This window comes from Streptomyces kaniharaensis, from assembly GCF_009569385.1.
GTDB lineage: Bacteria > Actinomycetota > Actinomycetes > Streptomycetales > Streptomycetaceae > Kitasatospora > Kitasatospora kaniharaensis.
Genome location: NZ_WBOF01000001.1, coordinates 5,120,352 through 5,138,202, shown reverse-complemented (window position 1 = coordinate 5,138,202; position 17,851 = coordinate 5,120,352). Strand labels below are relative to the sequence as shown.

Genomic DNA, 17,851 nt, shown 5'->3' with positions numbered 1-17,851 from the left:
CCGGGTCCGGGACGGCCGCGGCGGTCTCCCAGGCCAGGTCACGGGTCGTCACCGTGTGCGTCACCACGTCGCCCCCGGGTGTGCGCGGGCCACCACCTGGAGCTCCGCGAGCAGCGGACCGAGCGCCTCGGTGTGCACGCCGTCCCGGCCGGCCCGGCCAAGGACGGTGGCCAGCGGCGGCACCTCCGGCAGCTTCAGGCCGGCCTCGGCGAGGACGGCGGCGAGCGAGCGCAGCACCGGTTCGCGCAGCGTCGCCGGGTCGACGCCCGCCCGCAGCTCCACCGGGTGCGCCGTGAACAGCTCCTCCAGCAGCGGCCACACCGCGTCCAGCCCTGCCTGCATCCGCGCCGACGAGTACGGCGTGCCGTCGCCGAGGCGCAGCGTCCAGGCGGTGGCGTACTCGCGGTGGTACGCCAGCTCCTTGACGCCGCGCGCGGCGACCGCCGCCAGCACCGGGTCCGGGTGCGTGCTCAGCGCCTCGTACAGCGCTCCGCGGGCGGTGGCGAACAGGAGCAGCCGGGCGATCGAGTACGCGAAGTCGCCGTTCGGGGTCTCGACCAGGCGGACGTTGCGGAACTCGTGTTCCTCCCGCCAGTACGCCAGGTCGTCCTCGGTGCGCCCGGAGCCGTCCGCCTGGCCGGCCCGGGTGAGCAGCAGGCGGGCCTGGCCGAGCAGGTCGAGGCCGAGGTTGGCGAGCGCGACCTCCTCCTCCAGCTCGGGCGCCCGGGTGCACCACTCGATCAGCCGCTGGGCGAGGATCAGGGCGTCGTCGCCGAGCATCAGGCAGTAGGCGGCGAGGTCGGCGCCGTCCAGGCCGGGGGGCAGGGCGGTGTCCACGCCGAGCAGCGGGTCGGCGAAGCCCGTTCCGTACGCCCAGCGGCCCTCGCCCTCGGGGCCGGGGGTGGCCTCGGCGAGGCTGAGGTAGACGTGGTCGTCGGCGTCGGCGGATGCGCCGTGTGCGGCGGGTGCGGTGTGGTCGTGCATGGTGGTTCCCCCGTCAGATGTGCGGGACATCCTCGGGGATGTCGTAGAAGGTCGGGTGGCGGTAGACCTTGTCGCCGCTGGGCTCGAAGAACGGGTCCCGCTCGTCCGGGGTGGAGGCGGTGATCGCGTCCGAGCGGACCACCCAGAGGCTGACGCCCTCGTTGCGACGGGTGTAGAGGTCGCGGGCGGCGAGCAGGGCCATCCGGTCGTCGGACGCGTGCAGCGAGCCGACGTGGACGTGGTTCAGCCCTCGCCGGGGGCGCACGAACACCTCGTACAGCGGCCAGCCGGCCTTGGACTCGGTCACTTTCCGTTCTCCTCTTCCGTGTGCTGCTCGGCGCTGCGCTTGGCGGCGTAGGCGACGGCCGCCTCGCGGACCCACGCGCCGTCCTCGTGGGCGGCCCGGCGGCGCTCGACGCGCTGGGCGTTGCAGGGGCCCTGGCCGCGGATGACCCGCGTCAGCTCGGACCAGTCCGGCTCGCCGAAGTCCCAGCCGCCGCGCTCCTCGTTCCAGCGCAGCTCGGGGTCGGGAAGCGTGACGCCGAGGTGCTCGGCCTGCGGGACGGTCATGTCGACGAAGCGCTGGCGCAGCTCGTCGTTGGTGTGGCGCTTGATCCGCCAGGCCATCGAGCGGGCGGTGTTCGGGGAGTCGGCGTCCGAGGGGCCGAACATCATCAGCGACGGCCACCACCAGCGGTCCACCGCGTCCTGGACCATGCGGCGCTGCGCCTCGGTGCCACGCATCAGGGTCATGAGCAGCTCGTAGCCCTGGCGCTGGTGGAAGGACTCCTCCTTGCAGATCCGGACCATCGCGCGGGCGTACGGGCCGTAGCTGCAGCGGCAGAGCGGCACCTGGTTGCAGATCGCCGCGCCGTCGACCAGCCAGCCGATCACACCGACGTCGGCGAACGTCAGGGTCGGGTAGTTGAAGATCGAGGAGTACTTCTGGCGGCCGGAGATCAGCTTCTCGGTCAGCTCCGCGCGGTCGACGCCCAGGGTCTCGGCGGCGGCGTAGAGGTAGAGGCCGTGGCCGGCCTCGTCCTGGGCCTTGGCGAGGAGGATGGCCTTGCGGCGAAGTGAGGGGGCTCTGGTGAGCCAGTTGCCCTCGGGCTGCATGCCGATGATCTCGGAGTGCGCGTGCTGAGCGATCTGGCGGATCAGGGTGGCCCGGTAGGCGTCGGGCATCCAGTCCCTGGGCTCGATCCGCTGCTCGGCGGCGATGACCGCCTCGAACAGGTCCTCCTGCGTGCTCGCGGGGACCGGTTCGGCCACCTCTGCTGTCACCACGGTCCCCTCTCGCCTGCCTTGAATCCTGCCATCAACCGACTGACCGTTCGGTCGGTACCATTCTGCGCGGGGAGGCGGCGGGCTGGCAAGGGACGGGGGATCGGCGAACAGATGACAGCGAACAGATTTCATAATCTGTTCGCTGTCATCTGTTATCTGTTATCCGTCGGCTGTCACCTGCCAGCCGCTTGTTTCATCGGCTGCTACCCGTCAGCCCTCCGTACGGTCGCGCAGCCTCGGCAGCGGTACGGCGAGGAGCGCCGCCAGCAGGGCGATCCGGGGAGCGAGCTGATCGAGCCGGATGTGCTCGTCCCGGGCGTGTGCCCCGGCGCCGACCGCGCCGAAGCCGTCCAGCGTCGGGAGCCCGCGGGAGCCCGGGAGGTTTGTGTCCCCCGCTCCGCCCGCGGGGCCGCCGTCCAGCTGCTGCCCCAGCACCGCCGCCAGCGAACGAACGTGCCGCAACAGCGGGTTGCCGGAACGCTCGGGCCACGCCGGACGGCTGGACAGCACCTCCGTGCGCACCCGCGCCCCCGGCCGCAGCGCGCTGAGCCGGGCCAGGTTGTCGAGCGTGCGGCGCTGCGCCTCCACCGTTGCGAAGCGCAGTCCGAGTTCGGCCTCGGCCCGGCCGGCGACGACGTTGGCCCGCGAACCTCCGCTGATCCGCCCCGCGTTGAGCTCCGTGCCGGGTTGGCCGGCGAGTCCGCGGACGACGACGAGCTGGTCGACGAGTTCGTCGACGGCGGACACCCCGTCGTGGGCGTCGTTGCCCGCGTGGGCCTCGCGGCCGGTGACGGTGAGCCGCACCCGGGTGCTGCCGCGCCGGGCGGTCTTCAGCCGACCGTCGGGGTGCGGCGGTTCGAGTCCCAGGACGGCCGCGGCGCCGCGCAGTTGGCGCTCCACCAGGCGCCGCCCGTCCGGGCTGCCGACCTCCTCGTCCGACACGACGACCACCCGGACGGTGCGGTGGGGGCGCTGCCCGAGGTCGGCGAGCATCGCGAACGCGCCCTCCAGGACGGCGAGTCCACCCTTCATGTCGACGACGCCCGGGCCGGTGAGGGTGCCGTCCTGCACGCTGACGGGCCAGTCGGCGAGGGTGCCGGCGGGCCAGACGGTGTCGTGGTGGCCGACGATGAGGAGGTGTGGCAGGGTCTCGTCCTGCCCCTCCCACTCCAGGACGAGGTGGTCGCCGGCCGGGCCGGGTTCGCGCCGGGCGGTGGCGCCGGTGGCGCGGAAGCCGGCGGCCAACTCCTCGGCGAGGGCGTCGAGTCGGGGAGCGTCACCGCTCGGCGACTCGATCCGGGCCAGGTCGGCGCAGCGACGCCGGACGGCGCCGGCGAGAGCCCGCGCGCGGGTGCTGAGAGCCTGCGGGAGGCCGGGAAGCGCCGCGGTGGCCGCGAGTTGGGCGGTGGCGCCGACGAGGGCTTCACCGTCGGTGGCGGCAGGCACGGTCGCGGCCGCAGCCGCTCCGGAGGTGGCGGTGGGGGTCGCGACCGCTGTGGTGGTGGCGGCTGCTGTGGCACGCGGCGACCCGACGATCTGGGGACTCAACGCTCGCCTCCGCGGCCGCCGCCGGTATTCAGCGGCCGCACCGGCCGGCCGGTCCATCCGGGGTGCCGAACCCGGCCGGGCCGCGCCGGGCGGCCGGGATGGTGGGCGATCAGTCGGGACGGCCCGTCTGGCCCAAGTGCGGTGGAACGGCTGGGCGGCATGCTTGGCATTGCGTCCTCCTCGCTCGATCCGGTGGCCCCGGTCAGCCCGGAACCCCGTGGACGGCGGCTTCGTTGCGGTGGGCGCACTGGGCGCGCCCCCACAGGGAAGCCGAGATGTGAGCCTAGAAGAACCGTTCGGTTTCCTGCGAGGTGGCCCTGCTCCCAGCGTGCCGGGCCGGGCCCAGCCTCGGGCACCCGTCGGGGAACGGCGGCGGGCGCACGGCGCGCGGGCCTGGATCGGCGCGCGGGCGCGGTCGCCGGATCGCACCCATCTCCACCATGGACCCACCGCCCGGGTTCGGCAGCGCAAACCGCCAAGCAGCAGCATTTCCACGCCGGATGGGTGACACCAGCTCAACGCGCGGCACGAGACAGGTCGCGGCCGGAGCCACCGCGGTCGTTCCCGGTCACCGAACCGTTCCCCGCGAACCGCCCCCGGGTCGCTACGCGCCGAGATCAGACTCCGTCCTGGACCAGCCCGGCGTCGCGCGCGAGCAACGCGGCCTGGACCCGGCTGCCGACGCCGAGCGCGATGAGGATCCGGCTGACGTGCGCCTTGACGGTGCACTCGCGCATCCCGAGGACGCCCGCGATCTCGGCGTTGGAGAGCCCGTCGGTGAGTTCGCGCAGCACGTCGGTCTCGCGCGGGGTGAGCCCGGCGACCCGACTGCGGGCGGCGACCGACCTTGGCGCACCGGTGCGGTGGTAGCGGTCGATGAGGCGGCGGGCGGCGACCGGGTGCAGCATGCTCCGGCCGCCGGCGACGATCTGGACGGCCCGCGCGATCTCGGCCGGAGGGGCGTCCTTGAGCAGGAAGCCGTCGGCGCCCGCGGCCAGCGCGCGGTAGGCGCACTCGTCGAGGTCGGCGGTGGTGAGCGCGATGACGCGTGGGGCGTCGGGCAGTTCGCGCAGCCGGCGGGTGGCGGCGATGCCGTCGAGGCGGGGCATCCGGATGTCCATCAGCACGACGTCGATCGGCATGCTGCCGGCCAGTTCGACGGCCTGGAGCCCGTCGACGGCCTCGGCGACGACGGTGAGGGCCGGGTCCCGGGCGAGCAGGTCGACGAGGGCGAGACGCATGGGCGCGTCGTCGTCGACCACCATCGTGCGGATCATCGGGCGTCCTTCGGCAGCAGGTTCAGGGTGACGGCCGGGCTCAGGGCGGGCTCGGGGTCTGCACTTCCTTGTCCAGGCCGGGACGTTGTCCGTTGGCTCCCGGCTGGACGGCCGCCGAGGACTGTACGCATCGCCCGCCCCCGTCCCCTCCCGAGTTCCCCACCGCCTCTCCGGCTCGATGCTAGGGGAACGCGACGGGGCACCGCCCCGTTCTCACGGCCATCGGAGACCTGGACTTGGCGGCGGCAGGCAACAGCTCACGGCTGACAGATTTCAGATGACAGGCGACAGCAAACAGATTTTGAAATCTGTTTGCTGTCGTGCCACAGTTACATCCGGGCCACCCGACTGTCTCCACTCGGCGCCGCACCGACCCCTGACCGCACCGCCGCCCGCCGCCCCCGCAGCAGGCGAAGAACCGGAAGGACGTACATCCCGTGACGACGGACACCACTCTCACCGCCGAGCAGATCCTGACCGCGGCGGAAGATGCCCTCCGGCGGTTCGGCCCGGCCAAGGCCACCGTCGTGGACGTCGCCCGGACCCTCGGCGTCAGCCACAGCAGCGTCTACCGACACTTCCCGAGCAAGGCCGCCCTGCGCGAGGCGGTCACCCAGCGCTGGCTCGACCAGGCGCACTTCCAGCTCGCGTTCATCTCCACCGAGCCCGGCCCGGCCGAGGAGCGGCTGCACCGCTGGCTGGTGACGCTGTTCGCGGCCAAGCGGAAGAAGGCACTCGACGACCCGGAGCTGTTCGCGACCTACCGGACGCTGGTCGAGGAGAACAGCCGAACGGTCGGGGCGAACATCGACACCCTGGTCGACCAGATCGCCCAGATCGTCCAGGACGGCATGGAGAAGAAGGACTTCAAGCTCGCCCACATCCTCACGACGGCCCGGGCCGTCTTCGATGCGACCGCGCACTTCCACCACCCGGCGTACGCGTCCGAGTGGTCCGACCCGCAGGTGGACGAGCGCTTCGAGGCCGTGTGGACCCTCATCCTCAACGGCCTGCGCGCCAAGTGACGGCCGGCCGGCCGCCGATCACTGCTCCGCGGCCCAACCGTTCGCCGGACAGCCCACGTTGAAACGCCGGCGCCGACATCGGAGCAAAAATCCGGTCGCCGGCCGGGCCGGTCGCCCGGCAGACTGCTGCGCACAGTTGGTCTCACTTGGAGGATGACATGCGCGCGGCCGGTACCGTCCTGGACAGCCTGCAAGGGCTCGCCCTCGGCGACGCTTTCGGCGACCGATGGTTCTCGGTCCGGTTGGACGAGGCGCCCGCCGCCCTGGCCACCCGCCAAATCCGCCCCGCGCCCTGGCACTGGACGGACGACACCGCGATGGCGCTCGTCCTCGTCCGCCACCTGCACACCCACGGCGAGGTCCGGCAGGACGTGCTGGCCCGGGAGTTCGCCGAGGAGTACACCGCCGAGTACGGGCGCAAGTACGGCCCGTCGATGCACCGGGTGCTGCGCGAGATCGGCCGCGGCGAGGACTGGCGGGCCGTCACCTCGGGCCAGTTCGGCGGTCAGGGCTCGTACGGCAACGGCACGGCCATGCGAGTCGCCCCGCTCGGCGCCTGGTTCGCGGACGACCTGGACGCGGTCGCCCGGCAGGCCGAACTCCAGGCACTCACCACGCACTTCCACCCCGAGGCGGTCGCCGGTGCGGTGGCCGTCGCCCTCGCGGCGGCACTCGCCGCCCGCAGTCGGGGCGAAACCCCGCCGACCCGGGCCGAGTTGCTGACCGAGGTCGCCGGACGGCTGTCGGACGGCGACGTCCGGTCCGGCCTGCGGATCGCCGCCCGGCTGCCCGAGCACACCAGCGTCCGGCAGGCCTCGAACGTGCTCGGATCGGGCCTGTTGCTGTCCGCCCCGGACACCGTCCCGTTCGCGCTCTGGTCCGCCGCCGGGCACCTGGACTCGCTGCCCGACGCCCTGTGGCACACCCTGGAGGGCTGGGGCGACAAGGACACCACCTGCGCCATCGCCGCCGGTGTGGTCGCTGCCCGGACCGGACTCGCCGGCGTTCCGGCGCCCTGGCTGGCAGCCCGCGAGGACCTGCCCGACTGGGTCGGCGAGGTGTCGACGGCGCTCTGAGCGGACCGAACCGGTCCCGCGCGGCCCGAGGAGCCTTCGGCCGGCCTCGGGCCGCCTCAGCGCCGGGAGTTGCCGAACAGCAGCCGGTAGACGATCAGCAGCACCAGCGCGCCACCGATCGCCGACCCCCAGGTGGCCAGGTCGAAGAAGTGCGCCGTCACCGGCCGGTGCAGGAAATGCGAGGAGATCCAGCCACCGATGAACGACCCGGCGATGCCGATCAGGGTGGTCACGATCAGGCCGCCCGGGTCCTTCCCCGGCAGCAGCAGCTTGGCCAGGGCCCCCGCTATCAGGCCCAGCACGATCCACGCGATGATGCTCATACGTCTCTCCTGTCATCGGCGCGACGACCCCGTCCGCCCTGCCTCGAAGGACGCCGGCTCCCGCCCACCGGTTCCGGCCGCCACGGAGGAGCGACCCAGGACCGCCGCCGGGCGTGGCACCCTCACCGCAGCGCCCGGCCATGGGGATACTGCGGCCATGCACATCCTGCTCGCCGCCGCCGGATCCCGGGGCGACGTGGCCCCCTTCACCGGCCTCGGCACCCGCCTCCGGGCGGCCGGCCATCAGGTGGCCGTCGCCACCCACACCACCTTCGCCGACTCGATCCGCGCCGCCGGGCTCGAATTCCGCCCGCTGCCGGTCGACCCGCGCTCCGAACTCGCCTCCACCCACGGACAACGCCTCCTCGAGGCTGGAGGCGGACCAGGCGTGGTGCTCCAAGTCATCCGCCTGGGACGGCGGTTCATGCCCGCGCTCGGGGACGGCATCGCCGACGCCACCGCGCTAGGCACCGACCTCCTGCTCACCACGAGCACCACCACCGCACTCGGCCAGGTCGCCGCCGAGGCCGCGGGCATCCCCAGCATGGGGCTGTTCCTCCAACCGCTCGCGCCCACCCGCGAGTTCGCGCCCGCCGTCACCGGCACACGCTCCCTCGGCGGCCCCGGCAACCTGCTCGCCGGCCGAGCCGTACAGGCCGCCGCCGACCAGCTGTTCGCACCCGCCGTCCGCGCGCTGCGCCGCCGCCTCGGCCTGCCGCCGCGCCGCATCGCCCACGCCCGGCGCAACCACCCGGTCCTGCACGGGTTCTCGGCCGCCGTCATCCCGCGTCCGGCCGACTGGCACCCGAACCTGGACGTCGCCGGGTACTGGTGGCCGCCCCACGAGCCGCAGTGGCAACCGCCGGCCCGGCTGCTGGACTTCCTCGCCGCCGGACCGCCGCCGGTCTTCGTCGGCTTCGGCAGTCTCGTCGTGCCAGACCCCGAACGGCTCACCGCCACCGTCCTCACGGCCGTCCGGGCCGCCCGGGTGCGCGCCATCCTCCAATCGGGCTGGAGCGGGCTCGTCGCCGGGGACACCGATGACGTCCTCACCATCGGCGACGTCCCGCACGAGTGGCTCTTCCCGCGCGTGGCCGCCGTGGTCCACCACGCGGGCGCGGGCACCACCGCGGCCGCCCTCCGCAGCGGCACGCCCGCCATCCCGGTGCCCGCCCAGCTGGACGCCCCGTTCTGGTCCGCCCGCCTGGCCAGCCTCGGTGTCTCCCCGGGCCCGGTCCCACTCCGCGGCCTCACTGCCGACCGCCTGGCCACCGCGATCCGCCAGGCCCTCGACGACCCCCGCTACCGCGACCGCGCCGCATCGGTGGCCGCCACCCTGGCCGCCGAGGACGGCACCGCGAAGGTCCTCGGCGCGATCGACCGGCTCGTGGGCTGAACGCCCCGCGGATCCAGGGTCGCGGGCCTCACGGATGCCTGGCGGCGAATGACAACTGACAGCCGACAGATAACAGATTTCGAAATCTGTCAGCTGTCAGTTGTTCCCCGTCAGTCCGCCCCCGCCCGTCTCCCCCAGCCGAGCGCCGCATACAGCACGAACGCCACCCCGAACCCGACCGCCCACCCGTAGTCGGCCAGCGGCTTGAGCGCCGGCAGCAGCCCGCCCGCCGGAAAGGGTCCGCCGTACGAGCCGCCGACCGCGAGCACGCCGCCGGCCACCAGCGCCGCCACGGCCCGCCAGTTCCACCCGCCCCGGTACCAGTACGCCCCGCCCGGCCGGTACAGCTCGGCGAGTTGGAGCCGGGTGCGCCGCAGCACCCAGTAGTCGGCGATGAGGACCCCGGCGACCGTGCCGAGCAGCCCGCCGACCACGCCCAGCCAGGTGAAGATGTACACGTGTGGGTCGGAGATCAGCTTCCACGGGAAGATCGCGATCCCGACCACACCCGTAACAAGCGCCCCCGTACGGAAGTTGACGAGCCTGGGCAACAGGTTGGCGAGGTCGTACGCCGGCGAGACGACGTTGGCGGCGATGTTCACCGACAGCGTCGCGACCAAGACGGTGAACAGCGCGAACAGGATGCCGACCGTACTCTCCATCTTCGCGGCGAGCTGGATCGGGTCCCACACCGGCTTGCCGTAGACGGCCTGCGAGCCGGACGTGACCAGCACGGACAGCAGTGCGAACAGCGTCATCGTCGTCGGCAGGCCGAGCGCCTGTCCGCGGATCTGGGCGCGCTGGCTGCCGCCGAAGCGGGTGAAGTCGGGGATGTTGAGCGAGAGGGTGGACCAGAACCCGATCATGCCCATCAGTGCCGGGAAGAAGACCTTCCAGAAGCTTTCGCCCCAGCCCAGCTTGGACGGCTGGTCGAGCAGCGGACCGAAGCCGCCCGCCTTGACGGTCATCCACACGAGCAGCGCGAGCGCGCCGACGATGACGAACGGCGCGGCCCAGTTCTCGAAGCGCCGCAGTGTCTCCATCCCCCGGGCGATGATGGCCATCTCGATCAGCCAGAAGACCAGGAACGACAGCCACTGTGTCCACGGGTAGCCGCCGATCTCCCCTGCCGTGCGCCAGGATTCGCCGAGCAGCTTGCCCGCGAGGAGGAAGATGCCCTCGCCTCCGATCCATGTCTGGATGCCGAACCAGGCGCACGCCACGGCCGCCCGCACCAGGGCGGGCAGGTTGGCGCCGCGCAGCCCGAAGGAGGCGCGGGCGAACACCGGGAACGGGATCCCGTACTTGGTGCCGGCATGGCCGGTGAGCAGCATCGGCACGAGCACGATCAGGTTGGCCAGGGCAATGGTGAGCACGGCCTGTTTCCAGTCCATGCCGAGCGCGACGAGGCCCGAGGCGAGCGTCCAGGACGGGATGTTGTGGGCCATGCCGACCCAGAGCGCGAGGAAGTTGTAGGTGGTCCAGGTGCGCCGCTCCACCGGGACGGGCCGCAGGTCGTCGTTGGTGAATCCGTTGGGGGGCAACTCCCCCGAGGCCGGGTCGAGTTCGACCCGGCCGTCAGGGTGCTGCCGCTGTCTGCCGTCGGTGGTCGTGGTGTCGGCCATGGGCACGCTCCCGTCTGTCACGAACACGAACGATGACGTGCGATCGATTGACGCGCGATCGATGACGCACGATCACAGGTGCGGGATGACGTCGGCTCCGTAGGCGTCGATGGTGGTCTCGACGGCGTCGTGCATGGCGTAGACGGCGAACTGGTCGACGCCGAGCGAGCGGAGCTGTTCGAGGCGGGCGAGTTGCGCGTCCGCGGGCCCGATGAGGCAGAAGCGGTCGACGATCCCGTCCGGGACGAAGGTGGTGTCGGGGTTCCCGGCCCGGCCGTGGTGGCTGTAGTCATAGCCCTGGCGGCCCTTGATGTAGTCGGTGAGGGCGTCGGGGACGAGGTCCGAGTGCTCGCCGTAGTGGCTGACCAGGTCGGCGACGTGGTTGCCGACCATGCCGCCGAACCAGCGGCACTGCTCGCGGGCGTGGGCGAGTGCGGCGGGCGAGTCGTCGGCGGTGACGTAGGCGGGGGCGGCGACGCAGATGGTGAGGGCCTCCGGGTCCCGGCCGGCTTCGGCGGCGGCGGAGCGTACCGCCTTGATCATGAACTCGGTGAGGTACGGATCGGCCAACTGAAGGATGAAACCATCAGCTTGATGGCCCGTCAGTGCCAGCGCCTTCGGCCCGTACGCGCCCATCCAGACCGGCAGCGAACCTCCGGGGCGCACCCAGGGCAGGTGCATCTCGGTGCCGTCGACCTCGACGGTGCGCCCCTCGGCCAACTCCTTGATGACGCGCATGGCTTGGGAGAGCCGGTCGAGCGTGGCGGGGTGGCGTCCGGCGACGCGCATGGCGGAGTCACCGCGGCCGATGCCGCAGACGGTGCGGTTGCCGTACATGTCGTTGAGGGTGGCGAACAGGGAGGCGGTGACCTCCCAGGTGCGGGTGGAGGGGTTGGTGACCATCGGGCCGACGGTCAGGCGCTGCGTCTCGGCGAGGATGCGGCTGTAGATGACGAAGGGCTCCTGCCACAGGACGCAGGAGTCGAAGGTCCAGCCGTAGCTGAATCCGGCCTGTTCGGCGCGGATCATCCGGTCGATGAGCAGGCGGGCGGGCGGGTCGGTCTGCAGGACGAGGCCGATGTCCATGAGTGGCTCCGGGGAGAGTGAGGCGTGGCGGAGGCTGGTCTGTAGCCGTCAGGTGAGGTACTGGCAGGTGTCGCGCCGCTGGAAGGCGCCGTGTCCGGCCCGGCCGAGCCAGGTGCCGTCGTCGAGGACGACGGTGCCGCGCGAAAGCACCGTCCGCGCACGACCTGCGAGTTGGCGTCCCTCGTAGGCCGAGTAGTCGACGTTCATGTGGTGGGTGGCGGCGGAGACGGTCTGCACCGCGGTGGGGTCGTAGACGACGATGTCGGCGTCCGCGCCTGGCGTGATGGTGCCCTTGCGCGGGTGCAGGCCGAACATCCGGGCCGGTGTGGTGCAGGCGATCTCGATCCAGCGGCGGCGGGTGATGTGTCCGTCGACGACGGCCTGGTGGAGCAGGTCCATCCGGTTCTCCACGCCGGGCAGGCCGTTGGGGATCTTCGAGAAGTCGCCGCGGCCGAGCTCCTTCTGGCCGGCGAAACAGAACGGGCAGTGGTCGGTGGAGACGACCTGGAGGTCGTTGGCCCGCAGTCCGCGCCACAGCGCCGCCTGGTGCTCGCGCGGCCGAAGCGGCGTGCTGCACACGTACTTGGCGCCCTCGAAGCCGTCGGCGCCGGTCTCGGCGAGGTTGTCGGTGGAGAGGAACAGGTACTGCGGGCAGGTCTCGCCGAAAACGTTGAGGCCTGCGTCGCGGGCCTGGGCGAGTTCGGCGAGGGCGGAGGCGGCGGAGACGTGGACGACGTAGAGCGGGCTGCCGGCCACCTGGGCGAGTTTGATGGCGCGGTGGGTGGCCTCGGCTTCGAGGAGTTCCCGGCGGACCTCGCCGTGGTAGCGGGGGGCGGTGTGCCCGGCGGCGAGGGCCTGTTCGACGAGGACGTCGATGGCGATGCCGTTCTCGGCGTGCATCATGATCAGCCCGCCGTTGGCGGCGCCGCGCTGCATGGCGCGCAGGATGCGGCCGTCGTCGCTGTAGAAGACGCCGGGGTAGGCCATGAACAGCTTGAAGGAGGTGGATTCGCCGGAGTCGACGAGCGCGTCCATCTCCTTGAGGACGCCGTCGTTCACGTCGGAGACGATGGTGTGGAAGGCGTAGTCGATGGCGCAGTTGCCGTCGGCCTTGGCGTGCCAGGCGTCCAGGCCCTCGCGCAGGGACGCGCCGACGGGCTGGACGGCGAAGTCGACGATCGTGGTGGTGCCGCCCCACGCGGCGGCGCGGGTGCCGGTCTCGAAGGTGTCGGAGGCCGCGGTGCCGCCGAAGGGCAGTTCCATGTGGGTGTGCGCGTCGACGCCGCCGGGGATGACGTAGTGGCCGGTGGCGTCGATGACGGTGTCGGCGGTCCAGGCCTCGGCGGCGGCGCTGCCCGTGGTGGCGAGGGCGGCGACGCGTTCGCCCTCGATGAGGACGTCGGCGTGGAGTTCGTCGGCGGCGGTGATGACGAGGCCGCCGCGGATGACGGTGCGCGCGTTCGGGTCGCGGGTGGTCATCGGGGTGCTCCTCACGCCTCGCCGAGCGGCCCGTAGGCGTCGGGGCGGCGGTCGCGGTAGAACGCCCACTGCTGGCGGACCTCCTCGATCAGGCCGAGGTCGAGGTCGCGGACGACGAGTTCCTCCTCCTTGTCGGAGGCGACGTCGCCGACGAACTGGCCGCGCGGGTCGACGAAGTAGGAGGTGCCGTAGAAGTCGTTGTCGCCGTACTCCTCGGTGCCGACGCGGTTGATGGCGGCGATGAAGTACTCGTTGGCGACGGCGGCGGCGGGCTGTTCGAGCTGCCATAGGTAGGCGGAGAGACCCCGGCTGGTGGCGGAGGGGTTGTAGACGATCTGGGCGCCGGCGAGGCCGAGGGCGCGCCAGCCCTCGGGGAAGTGGCGGTCGTAGCAGATGTAGACGCCGACCCGGCCGACGGCGGTGTCGAAGACCGGCCAGCCGAGGTTGCCGGGCTTGAAGTAGTACTTCTCCCAGAAGCCCTTGACCTGCGGGATGTGGTGCTTGCGGTACTTGCCGAGGTAGCTGCCGTCGGCGTCGATGACGGCGGCGGTGTTGTAGTAGATCCCGGTCTGTTCCTCCTCGTAGACCGGGACGACGATGACGAGGCCGAGTTCGCGCGCGAGGTCCTGCATCCGGCGGACGGTGGGACCGTCGGGGACGGGCTCGGCCCAGCGGTAGTGCTCGGGCTCCTGGACCTGGCAGAAGTAGGGGGAGTTGAAGACCTCCTGGAAGCCGATGATCTTCGCGCCCTGGGCGGCGGCCTCTCGGGCGTACCGCTCGTGGAGGGCGATCATGCTCTCCTGGTCGCCGGTCCAGCGGGTCTGGACGAGCGCGGCACGGACGATCTGCGACATGGGTACCTCCGCAACTCCGCGGCCCGGCCGTTGGGGGTCGGGTCGGCGGTCCGATGGTTGACGGGGTGGATCTCGCCTGCGGGTCTACAGGCTGGTCGGCGGTGCTGGTCCACGCACGCACTGTCTACGTGCGTAGAAAGCGATCTGTAGACCGTAGGCCGGGCCTTGGTGGCCTGACAATACGTTGGACGCAACGCGTCCGGGGCGATCCTGTTACGCGGACACGCGGGTCCTCCTGGATGGGATGAAACGGTCATCTACCCCGCGAGTGCGCTCCTTACTCATTCGAGTGAAACAGGGCGTTCGGTGTGCGGGATCGGGCCCCGCGGGGTAAAGGGCGCGTGGACGCCGCCGCGGACGGTCACCGGGCGGCAGCGCAGAGCGACATCGCCCGGGTCGCGGGCCCGGACAGGGGGTGGTGGACATGACGGCGACGACGGCTCAAAGGACGGCGGCCCTCAAGGCACCGCCCGAGCGTGGCCTCAATCGGCTGCTGACATGGGCTCGGCGCACCGATCCTGCCGTCCGTCGGCCCGCCGTACCGGCGTGGGCGGGCCTGCTGCTCACGCTCGGCGCCCTGCTGCCCGTGGGAACGGGCGGATTGCTGTTCCGTCACCTTGCTCCGAACGTCGAGGGGGTGGCGCTCCAGCTGGCCGGGTCCCGGGTGGCCGCCGCGGGCTTGGTCGGCGGGCGGGGCGAGGAGCACCTGGCCGCACTGCGGGCCGACGCCTGGCTGACCGGCGGCGCCGCCCTGACACTGTCGGCCGCCGCCCTGCTCGGCGGGTACGTGCTCGGCCGGGCGCGCTGGCGGCTCACCGCACTCGCCGCCGGTGGCGCCGGGCTGCTCGCAGCCTGCTGCGGCCTCGCGGCGGACGCGCTGCTCGCGAGCGAGGTCGACGGCCTCGCGTCGCCACACGGCTCCGACGCGCCGTTCGCCGCCGCGACGGCGCTCGCCACCATCAGGTGGCTGCTGTTGCTGTCCGCCGGGCCGATCGCGGCGGGCGTCCTCGCCGTCACCGCCGCCCGCGCCGTTCGCGGGCTCCGGGCCCGCCCGCCCGTGGCCGAGGGCGACGGGTCCCCCGACCGGCCCGCGCTGATCCCGCCCTGGCCGGTGGCCACCGCGAACGGCGGGCACTGGCCGCCCGGCCCGGGAGAGGGCGATCCCGACACCCATCACACCCGCTGGCGCGACGGTGCCCGGGTGCCGCCGGGGCGCGAACCCGCCGAACTCGGCTTCTGCGCCTCGGGCGGCGGCATCCGCTCGGCCTGCGTCACCCTCGGCGCGCTCCAGTCGCTGCGGCCGTGGCTGAAACGCGCCCGCTACCTGGTCTCCGTCTCCGGCGGCGGCTACGCCGTCGGCGCGATGCAGCTCGCGCTCAGCGACTCCGCGCCCGGCAGCCCGGTGCGCGCCGTCTCGGGCCTGACGGCCGACACCGTGCTGGAGCCCGGCTCACCGGAGGAGGACCACCTCCGCCGACACAGCAAGTTCATCGCCGACGGCGCGGGCGAGTGGCTGGTCGCCCTCGGGACGCTGCTGCGCGGCGTCATCTCGGCGTTCACCCTGCTGCTCGCCGCCGTCCTGGTGCTCGGCCTCGGGCTCAGCCGGTTCTACCACCTCGTGCCGCTCACCCGCCTGGACGGCCTGGCGGCGATCGGTCTGACTGCGGGCGGCACCGGTGGCGACGGCGGTGCCGGTTCGCCGGGCGCGCTGGAGTTCCGCGCGCCCGCCCTCGTCGCCCTGGCCGCGCTGCTGGCCACCGCCGCCGTGTGCTGGTTGCTCTGGCTGTTGGCGTTCCCGCCGCTCGGCTGGGACGCCCTGGTGCCGCGCATGCTCCGCCGGCTGTTCCACGGCGCCCTGGTGCTGGCAGGTCTGCTGGCGGCCGGGGTGCTGGTGGTGCCGGGGCTGGCGTGGGGCGCGGTCGAGCTCCAGCAGGCGCTGGCGGCGGGCCCGCAGCTGACGGGCGCCGGGCTCAGTCTCACCGTCGTGCTCAGCTACCTGGCGCTGCTGCTCGGCATACTCTGGCGCGACCGCCGGACGATCCGCCGGGGCGCGTCCGCCGTCGCCGGGGCGCTGCGCGGGGCGGGCCGGATCGGTGGCAGTCTCACCGCCAACCTCCCGCAGTACGTGGTGGCGTGGGCGGCGCTGGCCGCGCTGTCGGCGGGGACGCTGCTCGCGCTGGGCTGGGCGGTCGCCACCGGGTACGCGTGGCCGACGTCCGTCCAGGTGCTGCTCCCGCTGGTGCTGGGCGCGGTCGGGCTCAACCTGGACCAGACATGGATGAGCCTGCACCCGTTCTACCGACTGCGGCTGGCCTCGGCGTTCGCGGTCCGCCGGGTCGCCGAGGGCGGCGCGGTGGTGGCCCGTCCGTACGACTTCTTCCGGGAGCAGACGTGGCTCAGCCACTATGCCGCCCGGCACCCGGACTTCCCGCAGGTGATCTTCTCCGCGGCGGCCAACCTGTCCGGCGACGCCCGTACGCCTCCGGGGCGGCGGGCGGTCTCCTTCACGCTGTCGCACGACTACGTGGGCGGTCCGGACGTCGGCTACGCGCGCACCGACCTGCTGGAGCGGCGCACCCGGCTGCACGTCGCCCGGGATCTCACCGTACAGTCGGCGATGGCCGTCTCCGGTGCCGCGTTCTCCTCGGCGATGGGTCGTCAATCGAGGGTCTACCAAGGCCTTTTCGCGGTCACCAACGCCCGGCTCGGCACCTGGCTGCCCAACCCGGCCGTGCTGGGCGCCGCTTGGTCCGGCACATCGGACTGGCGCCGCCCGACGCAGCCGGCCGTTCGCCGGCTGCCGTACCAACTGCGGGAGCTGACCGGGCGGTTCCCGATGGACGACCGCTTCCTGCTGACCACGGACGGCGGCCACTACGAGAACCTCGGCCTGGTCGAGCTGCTGCGGCACGGCGTGCGCACGGCGGTCTGCATCGACGCCAGCGGTGAGTCCGCGTACGCCGCCGACCTCGCCGCCGCGATCGCCCTGGCCCGCGAGGAGTTGGGCATCGTCATCACGCTGCACGAGCCCGAGCTGCTGATCCCGGGCAGTGCCGCCGAGCAGCCCGCCGCCGTCCGCAAGGAGCGGGACGGCGAGCGGCCGCCGCTGCGCGGGCTGGCGGCGCAGCTGTCCGCGCGGCTCTCGGCCCGGGCGGTGATCACCGGGGACATCCACTACCCGGCACCGCTCGACGGCCTGCCGGGCGGCACGGCGGACGAGGCCGACGGCCGGCACGGCACGCTGGTCGTCGTCCAGGCCGTCCTCACCGCCGGCATGCCGTACGAGCTGCACTCGTACGCGGTGGCCAACGCGGCGTTCCCGAACGACGGCACCAGCGACCAGTGGTTCGACCACCGGCAGTTCGACGCCTACCAGACACTCGGCCGCTACCTGGGCGAGCAGGCGGCGCCGGTGATCGAGGCGGCCCTGGCCGGGCGGCGCCGGGTGGGCGACGGTGGTGCGGGCGGTGCCGGTCCCGTGCCCGCGCAGCCGCCGGACGGCGCGCGTCCGGCGTCGTCCGCGGCGGCTCCCCCGGCCCCGCGGCGCCCGGCCGAGGGCTGACCGGTCAGGGCCGCCTGCCCGGCAGAGTTCTGCTGCCCGGCCGGGCGACCGGATCGCACGACCACGGCGGCTCGCGCGACGCGTTGACCGTCGCCCTCGACGAGCCGGAGGAGCGGTCACCAGGCGGACGGACCAGGGCCTGTTGATCCGCCGCGTCCCGGCGGGCGCAGCCCGCAACCCGCGCCCGCGGTCCTGCACCGGGTTACGGGCGACGGACCCGGACCGCTGGTTCGCCGGCTGGGCGGCGACCGGGCTGGCGATGCGTCAAGGCGACTGAGCGGGCCGTTCTATCCTGTGCGAGCCCGCTCGGCGCGGCCCGTGTCGTGTGC

The 17,851-nt window shown here is 72.9% G+C and carries 14 protein-coding genes; 4 read left to right on the top strand and 10 right to left on the bottom strand.

What is annotated here, in order from left to right:
- Positions 1-60: 60 nt before the first annotated feature.
- The 5 genes from paaC to F7Q99_RS23035 form a co-directional block, all read right to left on the bottom strand.
- Complete coding sequence (gene paaC, locus F7Q99_RS23055; RefSeq protein WP_153464380.1) at positions 61-984, bottom strand: 1,2-phenylacetyl-CoA epoxidase subunit PaaC; 924 nt, start codon at positions 982-984, stop codon at positions 61-63.
- 13 nt (positions 985-997) lie between these two features.
- Positions 998-1,291 (bottom strand): 1,2-phenylacetyl-CoA epoxidase subunit PaaB, encoded by a 294-nt coding sequence (gene paaB, locus F7Q99_RS41385; protein ID WP_030234269.1) that lies wholly within the window; start codon positions 1,289-1,291, stop codon positions 998-1,000.
- Complete coding sequence (gene paaA, locus F7Q99_RS23045) at positions 1,288-2,271, bottom strand: 1,2-phenylacetyl-CoA epoxidase subunit PaaA (protein ID WP_407697818.1); 984 nt, start codon at positions 2,269-2,271, stop codon at positions 1,288-1,290. The genes paaB and paaA overlap by 4 nt, the downstream gene beginning before the upstream one ends.
- Positions 2,272-2,481: 210 nt before the next feature.
- A complete protein-coding gene (locus F7Q99_RS23040; protein WP_230210296.1) occupies positions 2,482-3,819 on the bottom strand; it encodes a M20/M25/M40 family metallo-hydrolase in 1,338 nt (445 codons plus the stop codon).
- 617 nt (positions 3,820-4,436) lie between these two features.
- Entirely contained in the window at positions 4,437-5,096 is a 660-nt protein-coding gene (locus F7Q99_RS23035; protein WP_153464376.1) for a response regulator, read from the bottom strand.
- 437 nt (positions 5,097-5,533) lie between these two features.
- Here F7Q99_RS23035 and F7Q99_RS23030 point away from each other — a divergent pair, with 437 nt between their 5' ends.
- Both F7Q99_RS23030 and F7Q99_RS23025 read left to right on the top strand, forming a co-directional pair.
- Positions 5,534-6,121: a TetR family transcriptional regulator gene (locus F7Q99_RS23030; RefSeq protein WP_326847007.1), complete on the top strand. Its 588-nt coding sequence runs from the start codon at positions 5,534-5,536 to the stop codon at positions 6,119-6,121.
- A 158-nt stretch (positions 6,122-6,279) separates the two neighbouring features.
- Positions 6,280-7,197, top strand: coding sequence for an ADP-ribosylglycohydrolase family protein (locus tag F7Q99_RS23025; protein WP_153464374.1), 918 nt, complete (start codon positions 6,280-6,282; stop codon positions 7,195-7,197).
- A gap of 56 nt (positions 7,198-7,253) precedes the next feature.
- Here the strand turns inward: F7Q99_RS23025 and F7Q99_RS23020 are convergent, their stop codons facing one another.
- Positions 7,254-7,520 (bottom strand): GlsB/YeaQ/YmgE family stress response membrane protein, encoded by a 267-nt coding sequence (locus tag F7Q99_RS23020; RefSeq protein ID WP_153464372.1) that lies wholly within the window; start codon positions 7,518-7,520, stop codon positions 7,254-7,256.
- Between the two features lie 157 nt (positions 7,521-7,677).
- Here F7Q99_RS23020 and F7Q99_RS23015 point away from each other — a divergent pair, with 157 nt between their 5' ends.
- Positions 7,678-8,916 (top strand): glycosyltransferase, encoded by a 1,239-nt coding sequence (locus F7Q99_RS23015; RefSeq protein WP_153464370.1) that lies wholly within the window; start codon positions 7,678-7,680, stop codon positions 8,914-8,916.
- Positions 8,917-9,026: 110 nt separating this feature from the next.
- Here the strand turns inward: F7Q99_RS23015 and F7Q99_RS23010 are convergent, their stop codons facing one another.
- The 4 genes from F7Q99_RS23010 to F7Q99_RS22995 all read right to left on the bottom strand — a co-directional run bounded on the left by F7Q99_RS23010 (position 9,027) and on the right by F7Q99_RS22995 (position 13,960).
- Positions 9,027-10,541, bottom strand: coding sequence for an NCS1 family nucleobase:cation symporter-1 (locus tag F7Q99_RS23010; protein ID WP_153464368.1), 1,515 nt, complete (start codon positions 10,539-10,541; stop codon positions 9,027-9,029).
- Positions 10,542-10,613: 72 nt separating this feature from the next.
- Positions 10,614-11,627, bottom strand: coding sequence for a TIGR03842 family LLM class F420-dependent oxidoreductase (locus F7Q99_RS23005; protein ID WP_153464366.1), 1,014 nt, complete (start codon positions 11,625-11,627; stop codon positions 10,614-10,616).
- 48 nt (positions 11,628-11,675) lie between these two features.
- Entirely contained in the window at positions 11,676-13,106 is a 1,431-nt protein-coding gene (gene hydA, locus F7Q99_RS23000) for a dihydropyrimidinase (RefSeq protein ID WP_153464364.1), read from the bottom strand.
- Positions 13,107-13,117: 11 nt separating this feature from the next.
- Complete coding sequence (locus tag F7Q99_RS22995) at positions 13,118-13,960, bottom strand: nitrilase-related carbon-nitrogen hydrolase (RefSeq protein ID WP_153464362.1); 843 nt, start codon at positions 13,958-13,960, stop codon at positions 13,118-13,120.
- Positions 13,961-14,384: 424 nt separating this feature from the next.
- On the opposite strand from F7Q99_RS22995, the gene F7Q99_RS22990 reads away from it, so the two are divergent.
- Entirely contained in the window at positions 14,385-17,522 is a 3,138-nt protein-coding gene (locus tag F7Q99_RS22990; RefSeq protein WP_153464360.1) for a hypothetical protein, read from the top strand.
- The last annotated feature ends 329 nt before the right edge of the window (positions 17,523-17,851 follow it).

What these genes read in the sequence shown, in the direction of transcription:
- paaC (WP_153464380.1), bottom strand. Translation starts at nt 984, where the DNA reads ATGCACGACCACACCGCACCCGCCGCACACGGCGCATCCGCCGACGCC.
- F7Q99_RS23035 (WP_153464376.1), bottom strand. Translation starts at nt 5,096, where the DNA reads ATGATCCGCACGATGGTGGTCGACGACGACGCGCCCATGCGTCTCGCC.
- F7Q99_RS23025 (WP_153464374.1), top strand. Translation starts at nt 6,280, where the DNA reads ATGCGCGCGGCCGGTACCGTCCTGGACAGCCTGCAAGGGCTCGCCCTC.
- F7Q99_RS23020 (WP_153464372.1), bottom strand. Translation starts at nt 7,520, where the DNA reads ATGAGCATCATCGCGTGGATCGTGCTGGGCCTGATAGCGGGGGCCCTG.
- F7Q99_RS23015 (WP_153464370.1), top strand. Translation starts at nt 7,678, where the DNA reads ATGCACATCCTGCTCGCCGCCGCCGGATCCCGGGGCGACGTGGCCCCC.
- F7Q99_RS23010 (WP_153464368.1), bottom strand. Translation starts at nt 10,541, where the DNA reads ATGGCCGACACCACGACCACCGACGGCAGACAGCGGCAGCACCCTGAC.
- F7Q99_RS23005 (WP_153464366.1), bottom strand. Translation starts at nt 11,627, where the DNA reads ATGGACATCGGCCTCGTCCTGCAGACCGACCCGCCCGCCCGCCTGCTC.
- hydA (WP_153464364.1), bottom strand. Translation starts at nt 13,106, where the DNA reads ATGACCACCCGCGACCCGAACGCGCGCACCGTCATCCGCGGCGGCCTC.
- F7Q99_RS22995 (WP_153464362.1), bottom strand. Translation starts at nt 13,960, where the DNA reads ATGTCGCAGATCGTCCGTGCCGCGCTCGTCCAGACCCGCTGGACCGGC.
- F7Q99_RS22990 (WP_153464360.1), top strand. Translation starts at nt 14,385, where the DNA reads ATGACGGCGACGACGGCTCAAAGGACGGCGGCCCTCAAGGCACCGCCC.